The sequence below is a fragment of the Citrobacter sp. Cpo109 genome (genome assembly GCF_030332565.1).
Lineage (GTDB): Bacteria > Pseudomonadota > Gammaproteobacteria > Enterobacterales > Enterobacteriaceae > Citrobacter > Citrobacter portucalensis.
Genome location: NZ_JAOWHQ010000042.1, coordinates 124913 through 142782, shown reverse-complemented (window position 1 = coordinate 142782; position 17870 = coordinate 124913). Strand labels below are relative to the sequence as shown.

The 17870-nt window shown below is 51.5% G+C and carries 15 protein-coding genes; 2 read left to right on the top strand and 13 right to left on the bottom strand.

Annotated elements, in window-relative coordinates; all coding sequences use genetic code 11:
* Nucleotides 1-3 precede the first annotated feature (3 nt).
* Together tap and tar are read right to left on the bottom strand one after the other, a co-directional pair.
* The gene (gene tap, locus OGY71_RS02070) at nt 4-1605 is read right to left on the bottom strand and encodes a methyl-accepting chemotaxis protein IV (RefSeq protein ID WP_286612738.1); all 1602 of its coding nucleotides are present in this window, start codon (nt 1603-1605) and stop codon (nt 4-6) included.
* Nucleotides 1606-1648: 43 nt separating this feature from the next.
* A complete protein-coding gene (tar, locus tag OGY71_RS02065) occupies nt 1649-3304 on the bottom strand; it encodes a methyl-accepting chemotaxis protein II (RefSeq protein ID WP_003833879.1) in 1656 nt (551 codons plus the stop codon).
* A gap of 406 nt (nt 3305-3710) precedes the next feature.
* Between tar and OGY71_RS02060 the strand changes: the two genes are divergently transcribed.
* A complete protein-coding gene (locus OGY71_RS02060; protein WP_003833882.1) occupies nt 3711-4970 on the top strand; it encodes a dicarboxylate/amino acid:cation symporter in 1260 nt (419 codons plus the stop codon).
* Between the two features lie 76 nt (nt 4971-5046).
* On the opposite strand, the gene cheW is transcribed toward OGY71_RS02060, so the two are convergent.
* From cheW to flhD, 6 genes are all read right to left on the bottom strand, one after another.
* On the bottom strand, nt 5047-5550 hold the full coding sequence (gene cheW, locus OGY71_RS02055) for a chemotaxis protein CheW (RefSeq protein WP_003034638.1): 504 nt from the start codon (nt 5548-5550) through the stop codon (nt 5047-5049).
* A 20-nt stretch (nt 5551-5570) separates the two neighbouring features.
* On the bottom strand, nt 5571-7607 hold the full coding sequence (cheA, locus tag OGY71_RS02050) for a chemotaxis protein CheA (RefSeq protein ID WP_193134121.1): 2037 nt from the start codon (nt 7605-7607) through the stop codon (nt 5571-5573).
* A gap of 4 nt (nt 7608-7611) precedes the next feature.
* Nucleotides 7612-8541: a flagellar motor protein MotB gene (gene motB, locus OGY71_RS02045; protein WP_003034631.1), complete on the bottom strand. Its 930-nt coding sequence runs from the start codon at nt 8539-8541 to the stop codon at nt 7612-7614.
* Nucleotides 8538-9425 carry a flagellar motor stator protein MotA gene (gene motA / locus OGY71_RS02040; RefSeq protein ID WP_003034628.1) on the bottom strand — a complete coding sequence of 296 codons (888 nt, stop codon included), beginning with the start codon at nt 9423-9425 and terminating at the stop codon, nt 8538-8540. The genes motB and motA overlap by 4 nt, the downstream gene beginning before the upstream one ends.
* Before the next feature lie 124 nt (nt 9426-9549).
* Nucleotides 9550-10134 (bottom strand): flagellar transcriptional regulator FlhC, encoded by a 585-nt coding sequence (gene flhC / locus OGY71_RS02035; RefSeq protein ID WP_008785071.1) that lies wholly within the window; start codon nt 10132-10134, stop codon nt 9550-9552.
* On the bottom strand, nt 10131-10472 hold the full coding sequence (gene flhD, locus OGY71_RS02030) for a flagellar transcriptional regulator FlhD (RefSeq protein WP_003034622.1): 342 nt from the start codon (nt 10470-10472) through the stop codon (nt 10131-10133). The genes flhC and flhD overlap by 4 nt, the downstream gene beginning before the upstream one ends.
* Before the next feature lie 793 nt (nt 10473-11265).
* On the opposite strand from flhD, the gene uspC reads away from it, so the two are divergent.
* Entirely contained in the window at nt 11266-11694 is a 429-nt protein-coding gene (gene uspC / locus OGY71_RS02025; protein ID WP_063940887.1) for a universal stress protein UspC, read from the top strand.
* A gap of 17 nt (nt 11695-11711) precedes the next feature.
* On the opposite strand, the gene otsA is transcribed toward uspC, so the two are convergent.
* From otsA to OGY71_RS02000, 5 genes are all read right to left on the bottom strand, one after another.
* Nucleotides 11712-13133 carry an alpha,alpha-trehalose-phosphate synthase gene (gene otsA, locus OGY71_RS02020; RefSeq protein WP_032943805.1) on the bottom strand — a complete coding sequence of 474 codons (1422 nt, stop codon included), beginning with the start codon at nt 13131-13133 and terminating at the stop codon, nt 11712-11714.
* Nucleotides 13108-13959 (bottom strand): trehalose-phosphatase, encoded by an 852-nt coding sequence (otsB, locus tag OGY71_RS02015; RefSeq protein WP_267965259.1) that lies wholly within the window; start codon nt 13957-13959, stop codon nt 13108-13110. The genes otsA and otsB overlap by 26 nt, the downstream gene beginning before the upstream one ends.
* Before the next feature lie 127 nt (nt 13960-14086).
* Complete coding sequence (gene araH, locus OGY71_RS02010; RefSeq protein WP_003034609.1) at nt 14087-15073, bottom strand: L-arabinose ABC transporter permease AraH; 987 nt, start codon at nt 15071-15073, stop codon at nt 14087-14089.
* A gap of 14 nt (nt 15074-15087) precedes the next feature.
* Nucleotides 15088-16602 (bottom strand): arabinose ABC transporter ATP-binding protein AraG, encoded by a 1515-nt coding sequence (gene araG / locus OGY71_RS02005; protein WP_126317812.1) that lies wholly within the window; start codon nt 16600-16602, stop codon nt 15088-15090.
* A 132-nt stretch (nt 16603-16734) separates the two neighbouring features.
* Entirely contained in the window at nt 16735-17724 is a 990-nt protein-coding gene (locus tag OGY71_RS02000) for an arabinose ABC transporter substrate-binding protein (RefSeq protein WP_003833897.1), read from the bottom strand.
* Nucleotides 17725-17870 lie beyond the last annotated feature (146 nt).

The window sequence follows — 17870 nt, the reverse complement described above, 5'->3', positions numbered from 1 at the left end:
CATTCAGGATACAACGGGCGCAACCTGAGGCTGCGCCAACTCTTGTTTTGCTACGGTTTGCTCTTCAAGTTTAAAAAATGCGACACAAGCAGAAAGATGATCGGCCTGCGTCGCAAGTTGTCCGGCGGCGGATGCGGCTTCTTCCACCAGACCGGCGTTTTGCTGCGTCACGGAGTCCATCTGGCTGACGGCCTGCGCCACCTGCTCAATGCCTCTGCGCTGTTCATCGGATGCCGAGGCAATCTCGCCCATGATGTCGTTAACCCGGGTCACCGAACTGACAATTTCCGTCATCGTGCGCGACGCCATATCCACCAGTTGCGATCCCTGCTGCACCCGGGTGACGGATTCCTCAATCAGTCCCTTAATTTCTTTCGCCGCCTGTGCGCTACGGCTTGCCAGATTGCGCACTTCTCCGGCGACGACGGCAAAACCACGCCCTTGCTCCCCCGCTCTGGCGGCCTCTACCGCGGCATTCAACGCCAGGATATTGGTCTGGAAGGCAATGCTGTCAATCACCCCGATAATGTCGCCGATTTTCTGCGAGCTGGCAGAAATCTCATGCATGGTGCTGGCGACCCGGGACGTCTGCTCGCCACCTTTATGCGCTGTGTCTGCCGCACTTTTGGCGATTCCTGATGCCTGGCGTGCGTTATCAGCGTTCTGGCCGACGGTGGCGGTCAGTTGTTCCATGCTGGCCGCCGTTTGCGCCAGCGCAGCCGCCTGCTGTTCAGTCCGTGAAGACAAATCGTTATTGCCCATCGCGATTTCTGAAATACCGCTATGCATGGCTGAGCTGCCCTGACGAACGTCACTTACCGTTTCGCGTAACGCCTTTTGCATCTTCTGCAGGCTGGCAAAAATAGCCGAGATCTCATTGCGCCCATAAACTGCTACCGGTCGTGCCAGGTTCCCCGCGGCAATACTGTCGAAATGGCTGCCAATAATCGCCAGCGGCTGAACGATCATCTTGCGTGACCAGAACAGCGCACCGCTGGTGAGCAGTGCCGCCAGTACCACCATGGTGGCGAAAATCACCCCCGACATATGGTAATTACGCTGACTCTGCTCCCCCGCCGTTTGCAACACGCTGTCAATGTTGCTCTGCCACGCATTCACATTCGCATCAAAAGCATCCTGAGCCGCCTGCACCGGCGCGGTCAGAAAATCTGACAACTGATTGTTTTCAAGCCAGGTTGCCTGATGCGCGAGAGCGCTGTGCCACTGGCTGAAGCTATTCTCCGTTGCGCCAAACAGCGCCTTGCCTTGCTCCGTCGAATCCGACGTCGCCATAAAGCGTTTAAACATCAATTCAGACTGCGTCAGGCTATCGCGCGCGAGGGTCATCAGCGTTTTGATGTCCTCTGGCGGATAGCTCAGGGCGGTCAGCGTCCCTGCCTTATTAAGGGCCGTACTGGCCTGTAATAACACAGCGCGGGTTTGGGCCAGCGCAGCGCGTTGCTGATTACTCAGTTCGACCTGATTCAGGTTCTGAAAACCGTCCCGAAATGCCCAGAAGGACAAGCCATTACTGCCAATCTGCAAAACTCCGCAGAGGATCAAAATCAAAAACAGCGTGGTCGAAATTCGAATACGATTAAACATCAACGCTCCCATCGGGCGGCACTGGCCGCGGTTTAACTATCAGTCAAAATGTTTCCCAATTCGTATCTTGTTCAATGCTCTGGCGCGGATAGGATGCGCTCGGGGCTGCAGGTAATCGTGTATCGCGCGGTTTTGTCGAGGCCGGACGTGACGCAAGACGGAAAGTCGATACCGACTGCGTTAAGCGACTGGCCTGTTCTTCAAGAGCGGCCGCTGCGGCAGCTGACTCCTGTACCAATGAGGCGTTTTGCTGCGTAACACGATCCATTTCAGAGACCGCGAGCGCAACCTGATCAATCCCCCGGCTTTGCTCGTCAGATGCCGAGGCAATCTCGCCCATAATGTCTGTCACCCGCGTCACGGCATTGACGATATCGTTCATCGTTTCGCCGGCGCTTTCTACCAGTACGGAACCGGTATCAACCCGGGAAACGGAATCTTCAATCAATGCCTTAATCTCTTTCGCCGCCTGCGCACTGCGGCTTGCCAGATTACGCACTTCACCCGCCACCACAGCAAAGCCGCGGCCTTGCTCACCGGCACGCGCTGCTTCAACCGCCGCGTTCAGTGCGAGAATGTTGGTCTGAAAGGCAATGCCATCGATGACGCTGATGATGTCGGCGATTTTCTTCGAGCTATCGGCGATTTCGTGCATGGTGTTCACCACGCTATCAACCACTTTGCCGCCATGCTGCGCGGTATCGGACGCGCTTTTCGCCAGTTGCGAGGCCTGACGCGCGTTGTCCGCGTTTTGCTTCACGGTTGCGGTCAACTGTTCCATGCTGGCTGCGGTCTCTTCCAGTGCAGACGCCTGCTGTTCCGTACGAGATGAAAGGTCAGTGTTTCCGCTGGCAATTTCGCTGGTACCGGAATAAATCGCATCAGAGCCTTCACGCACCAGGGTGACGGTTTCCGTCAAGGAGCGCTGCATATGATCAACCGTACTGGCCAGCTCGCCGATTTCGTTACGACCGCTAACAGCGAGAGTTGCGGTTAGGTTACCGCTGGCGATTTCCCGGATATGGGCAATGACACGGGACAGAGGATTAAGCAGGGTATGACGGATGCCGTACCAGACCACCACCAGAATCAACACCAGCACGACGGCCAACACGCCAAGCTGCCATTGGGCGAAATGGTAATCCCGCGCGCTTTGATCAAATGCCTGGACGTAAAGCTTTTCGCTAACGCTGGCGTACTTGCCCAGCGCCTCGCCGAGCGCGTTTTGCATTCCCTGCGTAGGCTGCGCGAAGTAGGCGTCCATATTGCCGCTTTCCAGAAACTGAACCAGTTCTGCCAGGGCAGCATGGTACTGCTGATATTTTTCCTCGACGTTGCCGCTGGCTTCTGCCATTTCCGGCAACGGTGTGATGTTTTTAAATTTTGCGTAATGCGTTTCAGCCTGCGCCAGCGATGCTTTCGCATTCTTCAGCAGATCGTTTTTAGCGCTGCTTTGCTGGTTAGACGCATCCATCATCATGCGCGCAGAAGAACGGCTTAAATTGATTCGTGTCTGCAGCATCAGATCCCATGTTGAGGTGAGTTCACTTTGCTGCTGTCGAAGATCGTTAGAAATAACAAAACTTTGCTGATTCTGCTGCAATGAAGAAAACAACAGACCACCGGAAACAAGCTGTAGCAGTGCGAAAACCCCCAGCACCATCATCAGCATTGTGACAACGCGGATACGGTTAAACATAAGGCACCTTCCTGAAAACGAGTTATCAACGTTATCGGCACTCGCTGAGATAACTTTACGTTTGCGAAAAGGAAATCCTGAAGGGATGTGAAGCCTGGCGAGGGGAAGATAAAACGGGTGCGCAGCAACCACAAATCATTCACATAAAAACACCATAATTATCATGTAAATAACATTTATTTTCATCGATGAGCACGGCCAGAATGGCCGAAGTACGCATTTTTATGTGATTGAGATCACACATACGCATCGTAAATACCACAACAAAATGGATAAAAAATTAAAAAAAGTTGTATCCGCTTACGCTTTAATCCAATTTATATGATGAATACCTCGTTACCACTTAATAAGTATAAAAAATGAGTAACCGATCAATAAATGTTAAATCCTTACTGAGGGCTTTTTAGTGGCAAATGCAAACAAACTCACGTTGTTTATCGTGATCTTCATGCTGGCGGGGATCCTGTCGGGTGCGGTGATCCACTCTTATGCCTCCCCCGGCGTTGTAACCGCCTGGGCCGATAATATTACGCTTCTCACCGACATCTTTTTACGTCTGATTAAGATGGTGATCGCGCCTTTAGTATTCAGCACCCTGACAGTTGGTATTATGCGTCTGGGGGAAACGTCCACCATCGGTCGTGTGGGCGGGAAAGCGATGATCTGGTTTATCAGCTCTTCTATATTGTCTATCCTGGTCGGTCTGTTTGTGGTTTCCCTTGAGCAACCCGGCAGCGGGCTGAACCTGGCGATCCCACTGGAAGCCACCGACACCGGTCTCGCCGTGGGCGGCATGAGCCTGAAAGGTTTTCTGACGCATACCATTCCAACCAGCATCGCCGAAGCGATGGCTAACAATGAGATCCTGCAAATTGTGGTGTTCTCAATGTTCTTCGGTATTGGTGGCGCATCGCTCGGAGAGAAATTTAACGCTCCACTGGTTGCCGCGCTGGATGTGGTTTCCCACATTATGCTGAAAGTGACCGGCTACGTGATGTACGTTGCGCCGCTGGCTATTTTTGCCGCCATCTCTTCCGTCATCTCCACCCAAGGGCTGGGGATCCTGCTTAACTATGCGTCGTTTATCGGCGGCTACTATGTGGCGATTTTGCTGACCTGCCTGGTTCTGCTGGCTGTGGGATATGTCATGCTGAAAAAAGAGGTATTTCGCCTGGTGAGCATGCTGAAAGACCCGGTTTTGGTCGCATTCACCACCAGCAGCTCTGAGGCCGCTTATCCGAAAACGCTGGAGCAATTAACTAAATTTGGCTGCTCACCCAACATCGTGTCATTCGTGCTACCTATCGGTTATTCGTTTAACCTGGTTGGTTCCATGGTCTACTGTTCATTTGCCTCCATGTTTATCGCGCAGGCCTATAATATTCACCTCTCCTTCGCAGAAATCACCGTCCTGATGCTGACGCTGATGCTGGCGTCCAAAGGGATTGCCGGTGTGCCACGTTCAGCACTGGTAGTGTTGGCTGCAACCATCCCGAGCTTTAACATTCCGGTCGCCGGGATCCTGTTGCTGATGGGAATTGACCACTTCCTGGATATGGGACGTTCAGCAATCAACGTATTAGGTAACGGGATTGCAACGGCGATGCTGGCGCAGGATGAAGGTTTACTGGAAGAAGAACCCGAGCTGGTTGAGCGGGAAGCGTAAGAGGGAAATCTGCCGGATACGCTACGCTAATCCGGCCTGCAACAGCAATCATTGTAGGCCGGATGAGTTATGGCGATTATGCGACGTGGGAAGCGGCAATATCCAGCAGCGCCATTTCTTCGCTGTTCAGCAGCTTCTCAATGTTGACCAGAATCAGCATCCGGTCACCCAGCGCCCCCAATCCCGTCAAATATTCCGTAGACAGCGTGACCGCAAACTCCGGTGCAGGACGGATTTGATCCGTCGTCAGCGACAGAACATCCGAGACGCCATCTACCACAATGCCAACCACACGCTGACCCAGATTCAGCACGATCACCACGGTGTTTTCGTTGTAATCCACATCGCTCTGGCTAAATTTCACGCGCAGGTCGACGATAGGCACAATCACACCACGCAGGTTTGTGACGCCTTTGATAAACGCTGGCGTGTTAGCGATGCGCGTCACCTGATCATAACCACGGATTTCCTGCACTTTCAGGATATCGATACCGTACTCTTCATCCCCCAGCGTAAACACGAGGAATTCCTGACCTGACGGTTCGCCGGCCAGTTTAGTTACATTACTCATACCGGTCATATTATTCCCTTCTCACTCAATCAGGCGGCTGTGATCGCCACACGTTGTTCGCGGTTTAACCCCTGCAATGCAGAGACATCGACAATCAGCGCGACGCTGCCGTCGCCGAGGATCGTTGCAGCAGAAATACCTGGCACTTTGCGGTAGTTGCTTTCCAGGTTTTTGACCACCACCTGGTGTTGACCAATTAACTGATCCACCAGCAGCGCATAGCGACGCCCTGCACTTTGTAAAATGACCACTATGCCCTGAGTCGCTTCAGTTTTAGCGCCTTCAACCTCAAAGACTTTCCACAACTCAACCAGCGGTAAATATTCGCCACGCACTTCCAGAACGCGCTCTCCTCCGGCCAGCGGATGGAGATCTTCTTCGCGCGGTTGCAGCGATTCCATAACGGCATTCAGTGGCAGAATGAAGACCTCATCGGCCACACGCACGGACATCCCGTCGAGGATCGCCAGCGTCAGCGGCAGCAGAATGCGAATAGTGGTCCCCTGTCCCTGTTTAGACTGGATCTCAACATGGCCGCCCATCTCCTGGATATTTCGCTTCACCACATCCATACCCACGCCGCGTCCGGAAACATCCGTCACCTGTTCGGCGGTCGAAAAGCCTGGAGCGAAGATCAGCATACCCACTTCGTCATCGCTCATGTTTTCGTGGATCGGCATGCCCTGAGAGACAGCTTTAGCCAGGATACGTTCGCGGTTCAGGCCAGCGCCATCATCGGTCACTTCAATACAAATATTCCCGCCCTGATGCTCCGCGGAAAGCGTCAGATTGCCGATTGGGCTTTTGCCGGATTCAAGGCGTTTTTCCGGCAATTCGATACCATGGTCGAGGCTGTTACGCACCAGGTGCGTCAACGGATCGATGATGCGTTCAATCAGGCTCTTATCGAGTTCGGTTGAGCTACCAACCTGCGTCAGCTCGACCTGTTTACCCAGCTTACCGGCCAGATCGCGCACCAGACGAGGGAAACGGCTGAACACGTACTCCATTGGCATCATACGAATCGACATCACCGACTCTTGCAAATCTCGGGCGTTACGTTGTAACTGACCCATACTGGTGATGAGATCGCCGTGATTGACAGGATCCAGTTCGTTAGAGCGCTGGGCCAGCATCGACTGCGTGATCACCAACTCGCCAACCAGGTTAATAAGCTGATCAACCTTTTCAACTGCTACGCGGATACTGGTCGACTCGCTGGCGCGGGCGGGTTTTTCACGTTCCGCGCGGCTATGTGGTGCTTCACTGGCGGTAGCTTTCACCGCAGGTGCCACAGCAACCGGCTGCGGCTCAGTGACAACAGCCACCTCATCAGCTTCAGCTGCCACAGGCTCTGCGCTGACGGTTTCGAATTCAATTTGGTCGGCTTCAATGACAAAGCAAAGCACCGCGATGATGTCATCTTCTGCGAGGTTGCCATCAAGCGTTGCTGATAACGTGTCGCTTCCTTTTACCACATCGGTTAAGGTCGCCAGATTCCCCAGTTCCTCTTCCAGTAAATCCACTTCGCTGGCTTTCAGGCGCGAGAGAGTAATGCGTTTTTTGCTCTCTTCACTGGCGGGTTCAGGCTTTGCAACCGCCTCTTCCTGCATCGCGGCGCTGTCAACAACGCTAAGTTTTGCTGGGTTGACAACTGCCGGTGCGGTTTCACCTTTCGCTTCGAGCGCTAACTGCCGTAACGCCTGGCAGATATACTCAAAACTGTCGGCATCAGGCTCCACTGAGCTTTTATAGGCGTCGAGCTGTTCCTGCATAATATCTTTCGTTTCCAAAAACAGGTTGATAATGTCGGCATTGAGCTGCATCTCGCCACGCCGCGCTTCATCCAGCAGGTTTTCCATCAGATGGGTCGTTTCCTGCAAAATGGTAAAGCCGAAGGTGCCCGCCCCGCCTTTAATCGAGTGCGCTGCACGAAAAATGGCATTCAGCTGTTCGGAATCCGGGGCTTCAGGAACCAAATCAAGCAGGTGTTGCTCCATATCAGCCAACAGTTCGTCAGCTTCATCAAAAAATGTCTGATAAAAATCGCTAATATCCATGCTCACGCTATCACCTCGGATTGGCTGGTGGCGATGTGGGAACGCTTACCGGCGGGAGTTCCGCTGGCCGTTGTAAGACACTTACCGGCTCATTCTGGCTTTCAGCGTTTTCATGCAAAATGGCCTCTTCTGCCTGCTTATTGAGAACCAGCAGGCTAATACGGCGGTTGATAGCGTCTTCAGGACCGCGATCGCTCAGACGCATCGTGGCGGCCATACCTACCACACGTAATACTTTTCCATCATCCAGACCGCCGCTAACCAGCTCGCGACGCGATGCATTTGCGCGATCGGCAGACAATTCCCAGTTGCTGTACCCTTTCTCACCATTCGCGTAAGGGTAATCATCCGTGTGACCGGAAAGGCTGATCCGGTTAGGGATCCCGTTGAGCACTGGTGCAATCGCGCGCAGGATATCGCGCATGTACGGCTCAACTTCAGCGCTACCGGTCTTAAACATCGGACGATTCTGACTGTCGATAATCTGTATCCGCAGCCCTTCCTGAACTAAATCAATCTTTAAATGCGGACGCAGCGCTCGCAGTTTGGGATCGGATTCAATCAGTTGATCGAGATCGCCGCGAAGTTTGCTCAAGCGGCTCTGTTCCATACGTTTTCTCAGGTCATCAATATTCGGCTGTTTGTTCACCTCGCCCTGCTGCTGGGTGTAATCATCCCCGCCGCCTGGAATCGGGCTTTGGCTATTCGAAATACGATTTCCCCCGGTCACTGCGGTGGCCAGCGGTGTACGGAAATATTCGGCAATCTGGATCAATTCTTTAGGGCTGGAAATAGAAATGAGCCACATCACCAGAAAGAAGGCCATCATCGCGGTCATAAAATCGGCGTAGGCGATTTTCCACGAGCCATGCGCCCCACCACCGTGATTCTTATGCTTGCGTCGCTTTACAACGATAATGGGATGGGCCTGATTTTTCATGCGTCCTCGGTCGTCTGTTGCGCAGTTGGATTTCTCACCGCACGAACATGTTCTTCCAGTTCGATAAACGAAGGACGTTCGCTGGAGTACAGTGTTTTACGACCAAATTCAACGGCAATCGGCGGCGCGTAACCATTCAGATTGGAGAGCAGCGTTATCTTCACGCACTGCATCATTTTGGTTGTTTCAGCGCTTTTCTGTCGCAGAACGCTGGCAAGCGGAGAAATAAATCCATAGGCCAGCAAAATACCGAGGAATGTTCCCACCATCGCATGCGCAATCAACGCACCCAGCTCTGCTGCCGGGCGATCGGCAGAAGCCAGCGCATGCACAACCCCCATAACGGCCGCGACGATCCCGAATGCCGGTAGTGAGTCGCCGACCATCGCCAGACTATTCGCCGGGACTTCAGCCTCACTCTCATGAGTCTCAATTTCTTCGTCCATCAGCGCTTCAATTTCAAACGTATTCATGTTGCCGCTGATGATCAGGCGCAGATAATCGACAATAAAATCAAGCATTACAGCATCCGCAAGAATGCGCGGATAGCTGGCGAAGATTTCACTTTCTTTTGGGTTTTCGATGTCGCGCTCAAGCGAGAACATGCCCTGTTGACGCGACTTGGCCATCAGGCGATACAAGAGCGCCAGCAGATCCATATACATCGCTTTGGTGTATTTCGAACGACGGAAAAGCAACGGGATCGCTTTCATCGTCCCTTTGATGGCTTTCCCGTTATTGCCGACGATGAATGCCCCAATACCCGCACCACCGATAATCACCAGCTCAGCCGGTTGATAGAGTGCCCCAAGGTGTCCGCCGGTCATCATGTAACCGCCGAAAACTGTACCAATAACAACCAGGTAACCTAATAAGATAAGCACGACATCATCCTTTCGCAATTGACTATGACAGGATGCGCAGTCGGGCAATTAACGTAAGGTCAGGACAAAAAAAAGCAGCGGTAATTGCTTACCGCTGCTGGAGTGTTCATCCACACCGTATCAGTTAAACAGCCTGTTCGATCTGTTCATCCAGCAGTTGTGGAATAATATCGGCAGCATTCTGGGAAAGTTTACGTCTTTTTACGGCCCGTGATGGCGGTTGGCATAAACTACAGGCAAAGCTGCCTGCGGGTTGGTGTGCGTGGGTGATAAAATTCCCACCGCAGCAATTGCATTGAGACAACTCCAGCAATCCGCTGTCGACAAATCGCACCAGCGTCCACGCGCGGGTTAACGCCAGCAGTGGCCCTTCTTCAGGCTGCGGACACTGCTCAAGATATAACCGATACGCCTTGATCACGGCATCCACGCCGCTACAGAGACCCGTTTTGAGCAGGAATTGCCATGCATTGCAAAACATCGACGCATGAATATTTTGTTCCCACGTCATAAACCAGTCGGTGGAAAACGGGAGCATCCCTTTTGGCGGAGGACTACCGCGTAATTCTTTGTACAGCTTGATTAATCGACCACGGCTTAATTGCGTTTCGCTTTCCAGCATTTGCAAACGGGCGCCCAATGTGATTAATTCCATTGCCAACTGGATATCACGCGCTTCCTGAACAATGCTTTTTTCGCTCATCATCAAGCCCTTTTCTTACGTGCTGCATCATCGATGTCGCTTAACAGGCGTGTTGAAAGCATGATACCAGTATGAATTTGCTGAAGATCGTCAACGCGGGAGTCTTGCGTCAGGCGAGTAACAGTCTGGTGATCGTCGAAACGGAAATGACATACCAGTTGGTTTGTTTCGGCCAGTTTGACCATTTGAGGAAGTGTTAATGTTGCCAACGTGTCCGCCATTTCCTCGCTGATACCAAGGCGAAACATCGCAGATGCTTTGTCCTGAACGATCAAACGCTGTGCAAGCAATAAATATGACAAATTGATGTCATAAATGTGTTTCAGCAACTCGGATGTATGCATTATTTGCATCCATAATAACCAACATTGTTTTCATGCGGTAAAACCGCACCCCGTGATGTCGCCGGGAAGGCCCGGTAAAAAAAAGCAAAAGGTCAAATACATAGCAGCGTGACGACACTTACGCGTTGTCTAAACATTCCCTTTTAAGAAGGCAGCGTCCCTTACAAGCTCACATCAATTCTTACAAATGTCTAAGATTTTTCCTAATTCGACGCAACTCTACCCGCCGTCAGTTACACATACAACGGAGCTATGCTGCGAATTTAAAGAATATGTGATCAAGATCACATAAACCAGCCAAACACTTAACATAAATCCATCAGCGTAGCTTTTACTTTGCTTATTTTTTACTCTGCCATCATCCATTTCAATTCCTGATGTACGAATATTCTTGCAATAAAAGCGAATAGTATTTTGTTCACATCCGTTAATATCACGCCGTGAAATAGCGAGCTGGATCACATATTTAACTCAAAAAACTTTTTTAATTAAATTCTTTATAAACAATAAGTTAAATATTTAGAGTGATTAATTAATACCGCGATGTGACGACCTTGCAAATGTTAATATATGTTTAATTTCTATTAACACATTGTTTTCATTAGCAGTGGGTTTCACTTAAGTAACTTGAACATATCTGCAACTAATATGAATCGATTATTCTATTTATAAGAATAATTAATGAATAATCATGATGACATTCACACTATGAAGGAAGGAAACGTTGCAGTATGGAGTAAGCTGAGTAAAGCTGAAAAGCCCTCTCATAATTCTTGAAAAAAAGGAGCGAGTTATGAGCTATTCGCACATTCTTGTTGCTGTTGCCGCCACCCCTGAAAGTCAGCAGTTGTTAGACAAGGCGGTTTCTATCGCTCGCCCTGTCAACGCCCGAATTAGCCTGATTACACTGGTCTCAGACCCCGAACTGTATAACCAGTTTGCTGCCCCTATGCTGGAAGACCTGCGTGAAGTCATGCAGGAAGAGACTCAGGATTTTATCGACAAACTTAGCAAAGAAGCAGAATACCCCATTGAACATACCTTTATTACCTATGGGGCTCTGAATGAACATATCCTGGATGTATGCCGCAAACACGCCGTTGATCTGGTCATTTACGGCAACCATAACCACAGTTTTTTTTCGCGCGCTGCCTGTTCAGCGAAAAGCGTGATTCATACCAGCCAGGTGGACGTTCTTCTGGTTCCGCTAGCTGGAGATTAATCCACAGTGCCACGACTTCATGCGAGTTTAGAACAGGAAGAGATATTGTCTGGCAGTTGGCATTGACTCCGACGCGGCGTGACCGTTTTAAGATCGCAAATGAACGTCGCCTGCCAGTTGTCGATATCGTTTTTGACGATAGTCTCAAGCATTTCAGCGTGGCGCGAGATACGTTCGGTAAGTGGCATCGTCAGCGCCTGGTTTAATGCGCCTGCCACTTCATCCCGATCATAAGGATTAACAATAAGCGCGGAGGTTAGCTCGTTCGCCGCCCCGGCAAATTGCGATAAAACCAGCACGCCAGGGTTAGCAGGATCCTGTGCGGCCACAAACTCTTTCGCCACCAGGTTCATACCATCGCGCAACGGGGTCACCAACCCTACATCCGAGTAGCGGAAGATCTTCATCAGCAATTTACGATCAAAATACTGGTTCAGATAGTAAAGCGGCGTCCAGCCCAGTTGCCCATATTTGCCGTTGATTCGCCCCGCCTCTGTTTCCAGTTGGTGGCGAATATCCTGATAGGCCTGCACCTCTTCACGCGAGGTCGGTGCTATCTGCGTATAGCGAATTTTACCGTGGTGCTGCGGATAATGTTCCAGTAAGGCCTCATAGGCCTGAAAGCGCTCCGGCAAGCCTTTGGAGTAATCCAGACGCTCCACGGAGAAAATATTCTGCACATTTTTAAGCTCCGCTTTTAGCTGTGCCAGTTTTGGTGGCAGCGGACCGGACGCCTGTCGAGCAATCTCATCCGGTTCAATACCGATGGGATAGACCTGAGTGCGAAACGCTTTTCCCCATGCCAGGTGCTGCTTATCTTTATGCGTGGTCACCCGAGTCTGGGCTGCGAGACAGTCCAGAAAAGCCTGGCGATCGTTTTCGGTCTGGAAACCAAGCAAATCAAAATCACACATTTGCTCAAGCAGCGCCAGATGTGGAGGGAGCGCATTAAAAATTTCCGGCGTCGGAAACGGAATATGCAGGAAAAAACCGATGCGATTACGCACGCCGCGCTTACGTAACTCGCAGGCAAACGGCAACAGATGGTAATCATGAACCCAAATAATGTCGTCATCGCCAAGCAACGGCAGAAGTTTATCCACCAATAAGGCATTAACCCGTTGGTAGCCTTCCCAGGCAGAGCGCTGAAACTGAACTAAATCCAGTCGATAGTGAAACGCGGGCCATAAAACCGCATTTGAAAACTGGCAGTAATACTCTTCGTAATCTTGCTCACTCAAATTAAACGAGGCCCAGGTGATATTGCCACGCGTGACCTTTTTTAACGGTTTATCCTCATTACCTGTATCACCACTCCAGCCAAACCATAAACCACCAGCAGCTTTTAACGCGCCCAGTACACCGACCGCGAGCCCACCCGCGCTCCCTTTGTCATCTGGTGAGGCGATACGATTAGATACTACGACTAAACGACTCATAGCCACCTCTTCTGTTATTCGTTGCTTTCGGTTCTTGCTGCGAAGAGTTAATTTTCTCCAGCCAGCGCCAGACATCCCTGACGCCATCCAGACGCCATGTCGCCTGCGTCGGCCCGATCCCCACCTTCACGGAAATACCGCCAGCGCGGTTAACTACAGCAAACCCTGTTTCATCTGTCAGATCATCACCGAAAAACACAGGGATCCGGCCAGCAAAAGGCGCTTCCTGCATAAATGCAGCTATCGCGTCGCCTTTATTGCTGCCCTTAGGCTTTATTTCCACGACACATTTTCCGTGCTGCAGAGCAAGCTGCGGCCATCTGCGCGTGATGCCTTCAGCCAGGGTAACCAGCGCCGCTTCGTGTTCGGGTGCCTGGCGATAATGCAACGCGAAGGCCATGCCTTTGGTTTCAAGTGTTACCCCCGGTAACGTCACCAACGCTGCGTGTAATAACGCCCCGGCTTCACGTTCGATACCTTCAGGCAGGTTTACTATGTGCGTCTGACCATTGATGTCACGGCGTTCTGCCCCATGTACTCCGGCAAGCGGAAAACGAAACGGAGTAGTGAGTGCGTCAAGCTCAACCATTGAGCGCCCTGAAATCAATGCCAGCGCATCCGCATTCTGCGTCGCTAACTGATGTAGACATTGCAGGATTGTCTTCGGGACAACGACCTGGTTGGGAAAGGGTTTAATCTCAGCAAGTGTCCCATCGAGATCAAAAAAGTAAGCACAGTTTGCAGATTGTTCAGGGGGTAAAGTCAGTGATGCTGTCACCCGGTTATCCTCCTCATCATGGTCAGAACGCCACGCGGATCGCGGCATATAGATGATGTATGACGGATATAAGTATAGACAGTGTGACCATGCTCGCCATTTGAAAAAACAATCGCCAGCCGGGTAGCGGCTGGCGACGGGCAGAAGCTAGACTAAAAAGTTGGGGTTTAAATCATCAAACGGTACGCTTCGCTTTTTGCTTATAACGGTCGAAGATCACCGCCGCCAGCAGGATGAGGCCACGTACCACATACTGCGCGAACGGAGAGATATTCAGCAGGTTCATCGCATTCTCAACTGTACCCAGGATCAGCACCCCGGCCACCACATATGAGATTTTTCCGATGCCGCCTTTAAGCGAAACGCCCCCTAACACGCAGGCCGAAATAACGATCAACTCATAACCGATTGAGGTCATTGGCTGGCCGCTGGTCATACGCGATGCGAGGATAATCCCGGCAATGGCGGATACCAGACCGGAAAGAATAAAGATAATAATCTTGGTGCGAACAACCGGAACCCCAGCCAGGCGCGCCGCCTCTTCATTGCCCCCAATGGCCAGGGTATTACGCCCAAACGTGGTTTTGTTCAGCAGTAAGCCAAAGACAATGAAACAAACGACCGTGATCCAGATAGGCGCCGGCAGACCAAACCAGTTAGCATAGCCGAGTGTGAAGAAACGCTCGTCTTCAATCCCGACAGCCTTACCGTCGGAGATAATGTAGGCCAGACCACGTACAATCTGCATCGTCGCAAGAGTCGTGATCAGGGCGTTAATTTTTAACCGCGCAATCACGAACCCATTCACCAGGCCACACAGAATACCGAGCAGCAGCCCGGCAGCCACACCAATCCACAGACTTTCGGTCATGTTAATGACTACGGCAGTGGTAACACCAGCACAGGCAATCACAGATGCGACAGACAAGTCGAAATCACCGGATGCCAGACAAAACAGCATCCCACATGCGACCATGCCCGACATCGATACTGCCAGCCCCAGTCCCTTCATATTGATGAAGGTGGCAAAGTTTGGCACAAAGAGGGAACAAACCAGGAACAGCACGGCGAACACCACCAGCATGCCGTATTGATCCCAAATGCGGCCCAGATTTAGCGCCGACTTCGCAGCACCTGAACCCGATGTAGAAACGGAAGACATCATACTCTCCTTATTCAGGCTACAGCCTGGCTGACTTTAGGCATAGCAAGGCTCAACGCCTGGCGCTCATCCGCCTGTTCATGAAGTAACTCACCGGCAATTTCGCCTTCTCTCATCACCACAATACGGTCGGCGACACCGAGCACTTCTGGCAGGTCACTGGAAGCAAACAATACGGCCACACCGCGCGCCGCGAGGGCATAAATCACGTTATAAATTTCATGCTTGGCGCCCACATCAATGCCGCGTGTCGGCTCATCCAACAAAATCACCTTCATCTCTTCCGATAACCAACGACCGAGGATAGCCTTCTGTTGATTCCCGCCGGAGAGGTTCATGATCAGTTGCTCTGCACCCGGCGTTTTGATGTTGAGTGAACGAATATGGTGATCGGCATTGGTCTCTTCCCAGCCGTTGTTGATCACGCATCCCCCCAGAACATGCTTACGCCGTGCACTAATGTTGATGTTGTTGCGCACTGAATGGACCGGAATGATCCCTTCGGCTTTGCGATCCTCCGGGCACAGCATCATACCCGCTTCAATGGCATGGCTTGGTTTACGGATATCGATAGGCTGTTCATCAATAAATACCTGGCCCGCCGTGATACGCGTACCGCCGAATAGCCCTTTCATTAATTCGCTACGTCCGGCCCCCACCAGGCCAAACAGCCCGACAATTTCACCGCTTCGCACAGATAAGCTGATTGGCGTACGCACGCCTGGAGCTTTGACTTCATGCAGCCGCAGACGCTCTGTGCCATACGGTCTGGATTTCCAGCCATAGATATCCCCGAGGTCACGCCCGACCATCGCCTGCACCAGCGCATCGTGATCGACCTGCTGCATGTCCGAGAACGTTTTGACGTAATGACCATCTTTAAACACGGTGATGGCATCGCTGAGAGCAAAAATCTCCTCCATACGGTGCGAAACGTACAGAATGATACGTCCTTCGTTGCGCAGCTCACGGATAACGCGAAACAGATTCTCAATCTCGCGAGCCGACAGGGAGCTGGTTGGTTCATCAAAGGCGATAATTTTGGCGTTTCGAGCCAGCGCTTTTGCAATCTCCACCATCTGCCACTGGCCAATGGAGAGGTATTTCAGTGGGGTATCGGGATCAATATCCATCCCCAGATGCTTCAGCTGGATTCCTGCTTCATAGTTCAGCAGCGAGCGGTTCACAATCCCGCCTTTGTGTGGTAACTGCCCTAAGTAAATATTCTCGGCAACGGTCATTTCCGGGACGAGATGCAGTTCCTGATAAATAATGGCGACACCGGCGTTGAGTGCGGCAGTGGTATCCGCGAACGAAACTTCCTGTCCGCGGATCGTCAGAGATCCCGTTGTTGGCGCATAGTTACCGCTGAGAATTTTTAAGAGTGTTGATTTCCCGGCGCCATTTTCGCCCATCAGCGCATGCACCTGTCCGGCATAGCAGTCGAAACTGATATCCGTCAGCGCCTTAACGCCCGGGAACGTTTTGCCAATGCCGCGAAATGAGAGATACGGGGTAGACTGTTGCATAACGTCTCCGTGAGTCAGGATTTTACCGGCCTGGAAAACCGCCGGACGTAGGCCCGGTAAACACAGCGCCACCGGGCATTGCGCCGGATGGCGGCTTCGCCTTATCCGGCCTACAACATCGCAGCATTTCTGTTACTTACCGCCTAAGCCTTTCTTCGCCAGCTCTTCTTTGAAGTTATCGCGGGTAATCAGCACCACATCCGTCACTTCAGTGAATGCCGGTGGCTCTGCACCTTTCGTTACCCAGTTGTAGAGCATTTCACTGGATTTATAGCCGTGCACGTCCGGGCTTGGCAGCAGTGAACCGTAGAACCCGGTCGCTTCGCCTTTAGACAGCTCGCTAACCGCGTCAACGCCGTTGATCCCGATACCAATCACGTTTGGTGCTTTGAAGCCCTGCCCTTCGGTAGCACGTACGCCACCCAACACGGTGTTGTCGTTCATGCCGACAATCAGCCAGTTTTTGACTTCAGGATGCTGAACCAGCATGGAGTTGGCGGCGTCAAATGCGCCGGGGATGTCATTCGATTTTGTTGGGACCTGGTAAATCTGTTTTTCCGGGAAGCCTGCGGCTTTAAGCGCTTCCATTGAACCAGAAGTACGACGACGTGCGGTATCCAGTTCGTTGGCGGTAATGGCCATTACGGCGGTGGATTTCACATCCCAACCGCGTTTTTGCATCTCCTTGTACAGCTCCTGGCCCTGGCGTTCACCAATTTTGGTTGCCGCCATCATCACCAGCGGCACGGTATCCATCGGCTTACCTTTAGCGTTGGCAAACTGGTCGTCGACGGCAATAACTTTCATATCGTAGCCACGCGCCTTAGCCATAATGGCTGGTCCCAGTTTTGGATCTGGCGTGCAAATCACAAACCCTTTTGCTCCACTTGCAGCCAGGCTGTCGATGGCGTTAAGGGTTTTCTCACCATCCGGAACGGCAATTTTAATCACCTCAAAACCAAGGTCTTTACCGGCTTTATCGGCAAATTTCCATTCAGTCTGGAACCACGGTTCTTCCGGCTGTTTGACCAGGAAACCGAGCTTCATGGATTCAGCGATAGCGGATTGTGACATAATGGCAGCCAGACCGATGGCAGCCAGCGCTTTAGTGAATTTGTGCATGGTTAACTCCAGCTTTAACGTTCTTTTATGTAGGGTAAAATCAGACGATTTTTTGTAATTCGGACGTAAAACAAGGCATTACCTTTTATTGATAAGATCAATGCCAGTGCTGAGAGTATTTTTAGCGGGAAATTGATTCTCCATAA

What these genes read in the sequence shown, in the direction of transcription:
- tap (WP_286612738.1), bottom strand. Translation starts at nt 1,605, where the DNA reads ATGTTTAATCGTATTCGAATTTCGACCACGCTGTTTTTGATTTTGATC.
- tar (WP_003833879.1), bottom strand. Translation starts at nt 3,304, where the DNA reads ATGTTTAACCGTATCCGCGTTGTCACAATGCTGATGATGGTGCTGGGG.
- cheW (WP_003034638.1), bottom strand. Translation starts at nt 5,550, where the DNA reads ATGACCGGTATGAGTAATGTAACTAAACTGGCCGGCGAACCGTCAGGT.
- motB (WP_003034631.1), bottom strand. Translation starts at nt 8,541, where the DNA reads ATGAAAAATCAGGCCCATCCCATTATCGTTGTAAAGCGACGCAAGCAT.
- flhD (WP_003034622.1), bottom strand. Translation starts at nt 10,472, where the DNA reads ATGCATACATCCGAGTTGCTGAAACACATTTATGACATCAATTTGTCA.
- uspC (WP_063940887.1), top strand. Translation starts at nt 11,266, where the DNA reads ATGAGCTATTCGCACATTCTTGTTGCTGTTGCCGCCACCCCTGAAAGT.
- otsA (WP_032943805.1), bottom strand. Translation starts at nt 13,133, where the DNA reads ATGAGTCGTTTAGTCGTAGTATCTAATCGTATCGCCTCACCAGATGAC.
- otsB (WP_267965259.1), bottom strand. Translation starts at nt 13,959, where the DNA reads ATGCCGCGATCCGCGTGGCGTTCTGACCATGATGAGGAGGATAACCGG.
- araH (WP_003034609.1), bottom strand. Translation starts at nt 15,073, where the DNA reads ATGTCTTCCGTTTCTACATCGGGTTCAGGTGCTGCGAAGTCGGCGCTA.
- araG (WP_126317812.1), bottom strand. Translation starts at nt 16,602, where the DNA reads ATGCAACAGTCTACCCCGTATCTCTCATTTCGCGGCATTGGCAAAACG.
- OGY71_RS02000 (WP_003833897.1), bottom strand. Translation starts at nt 17,724, where the DNA reads ATGCACAAATTCACTAAAGCGCTGGCTGCCATCGGTCTGGCTGCCATT.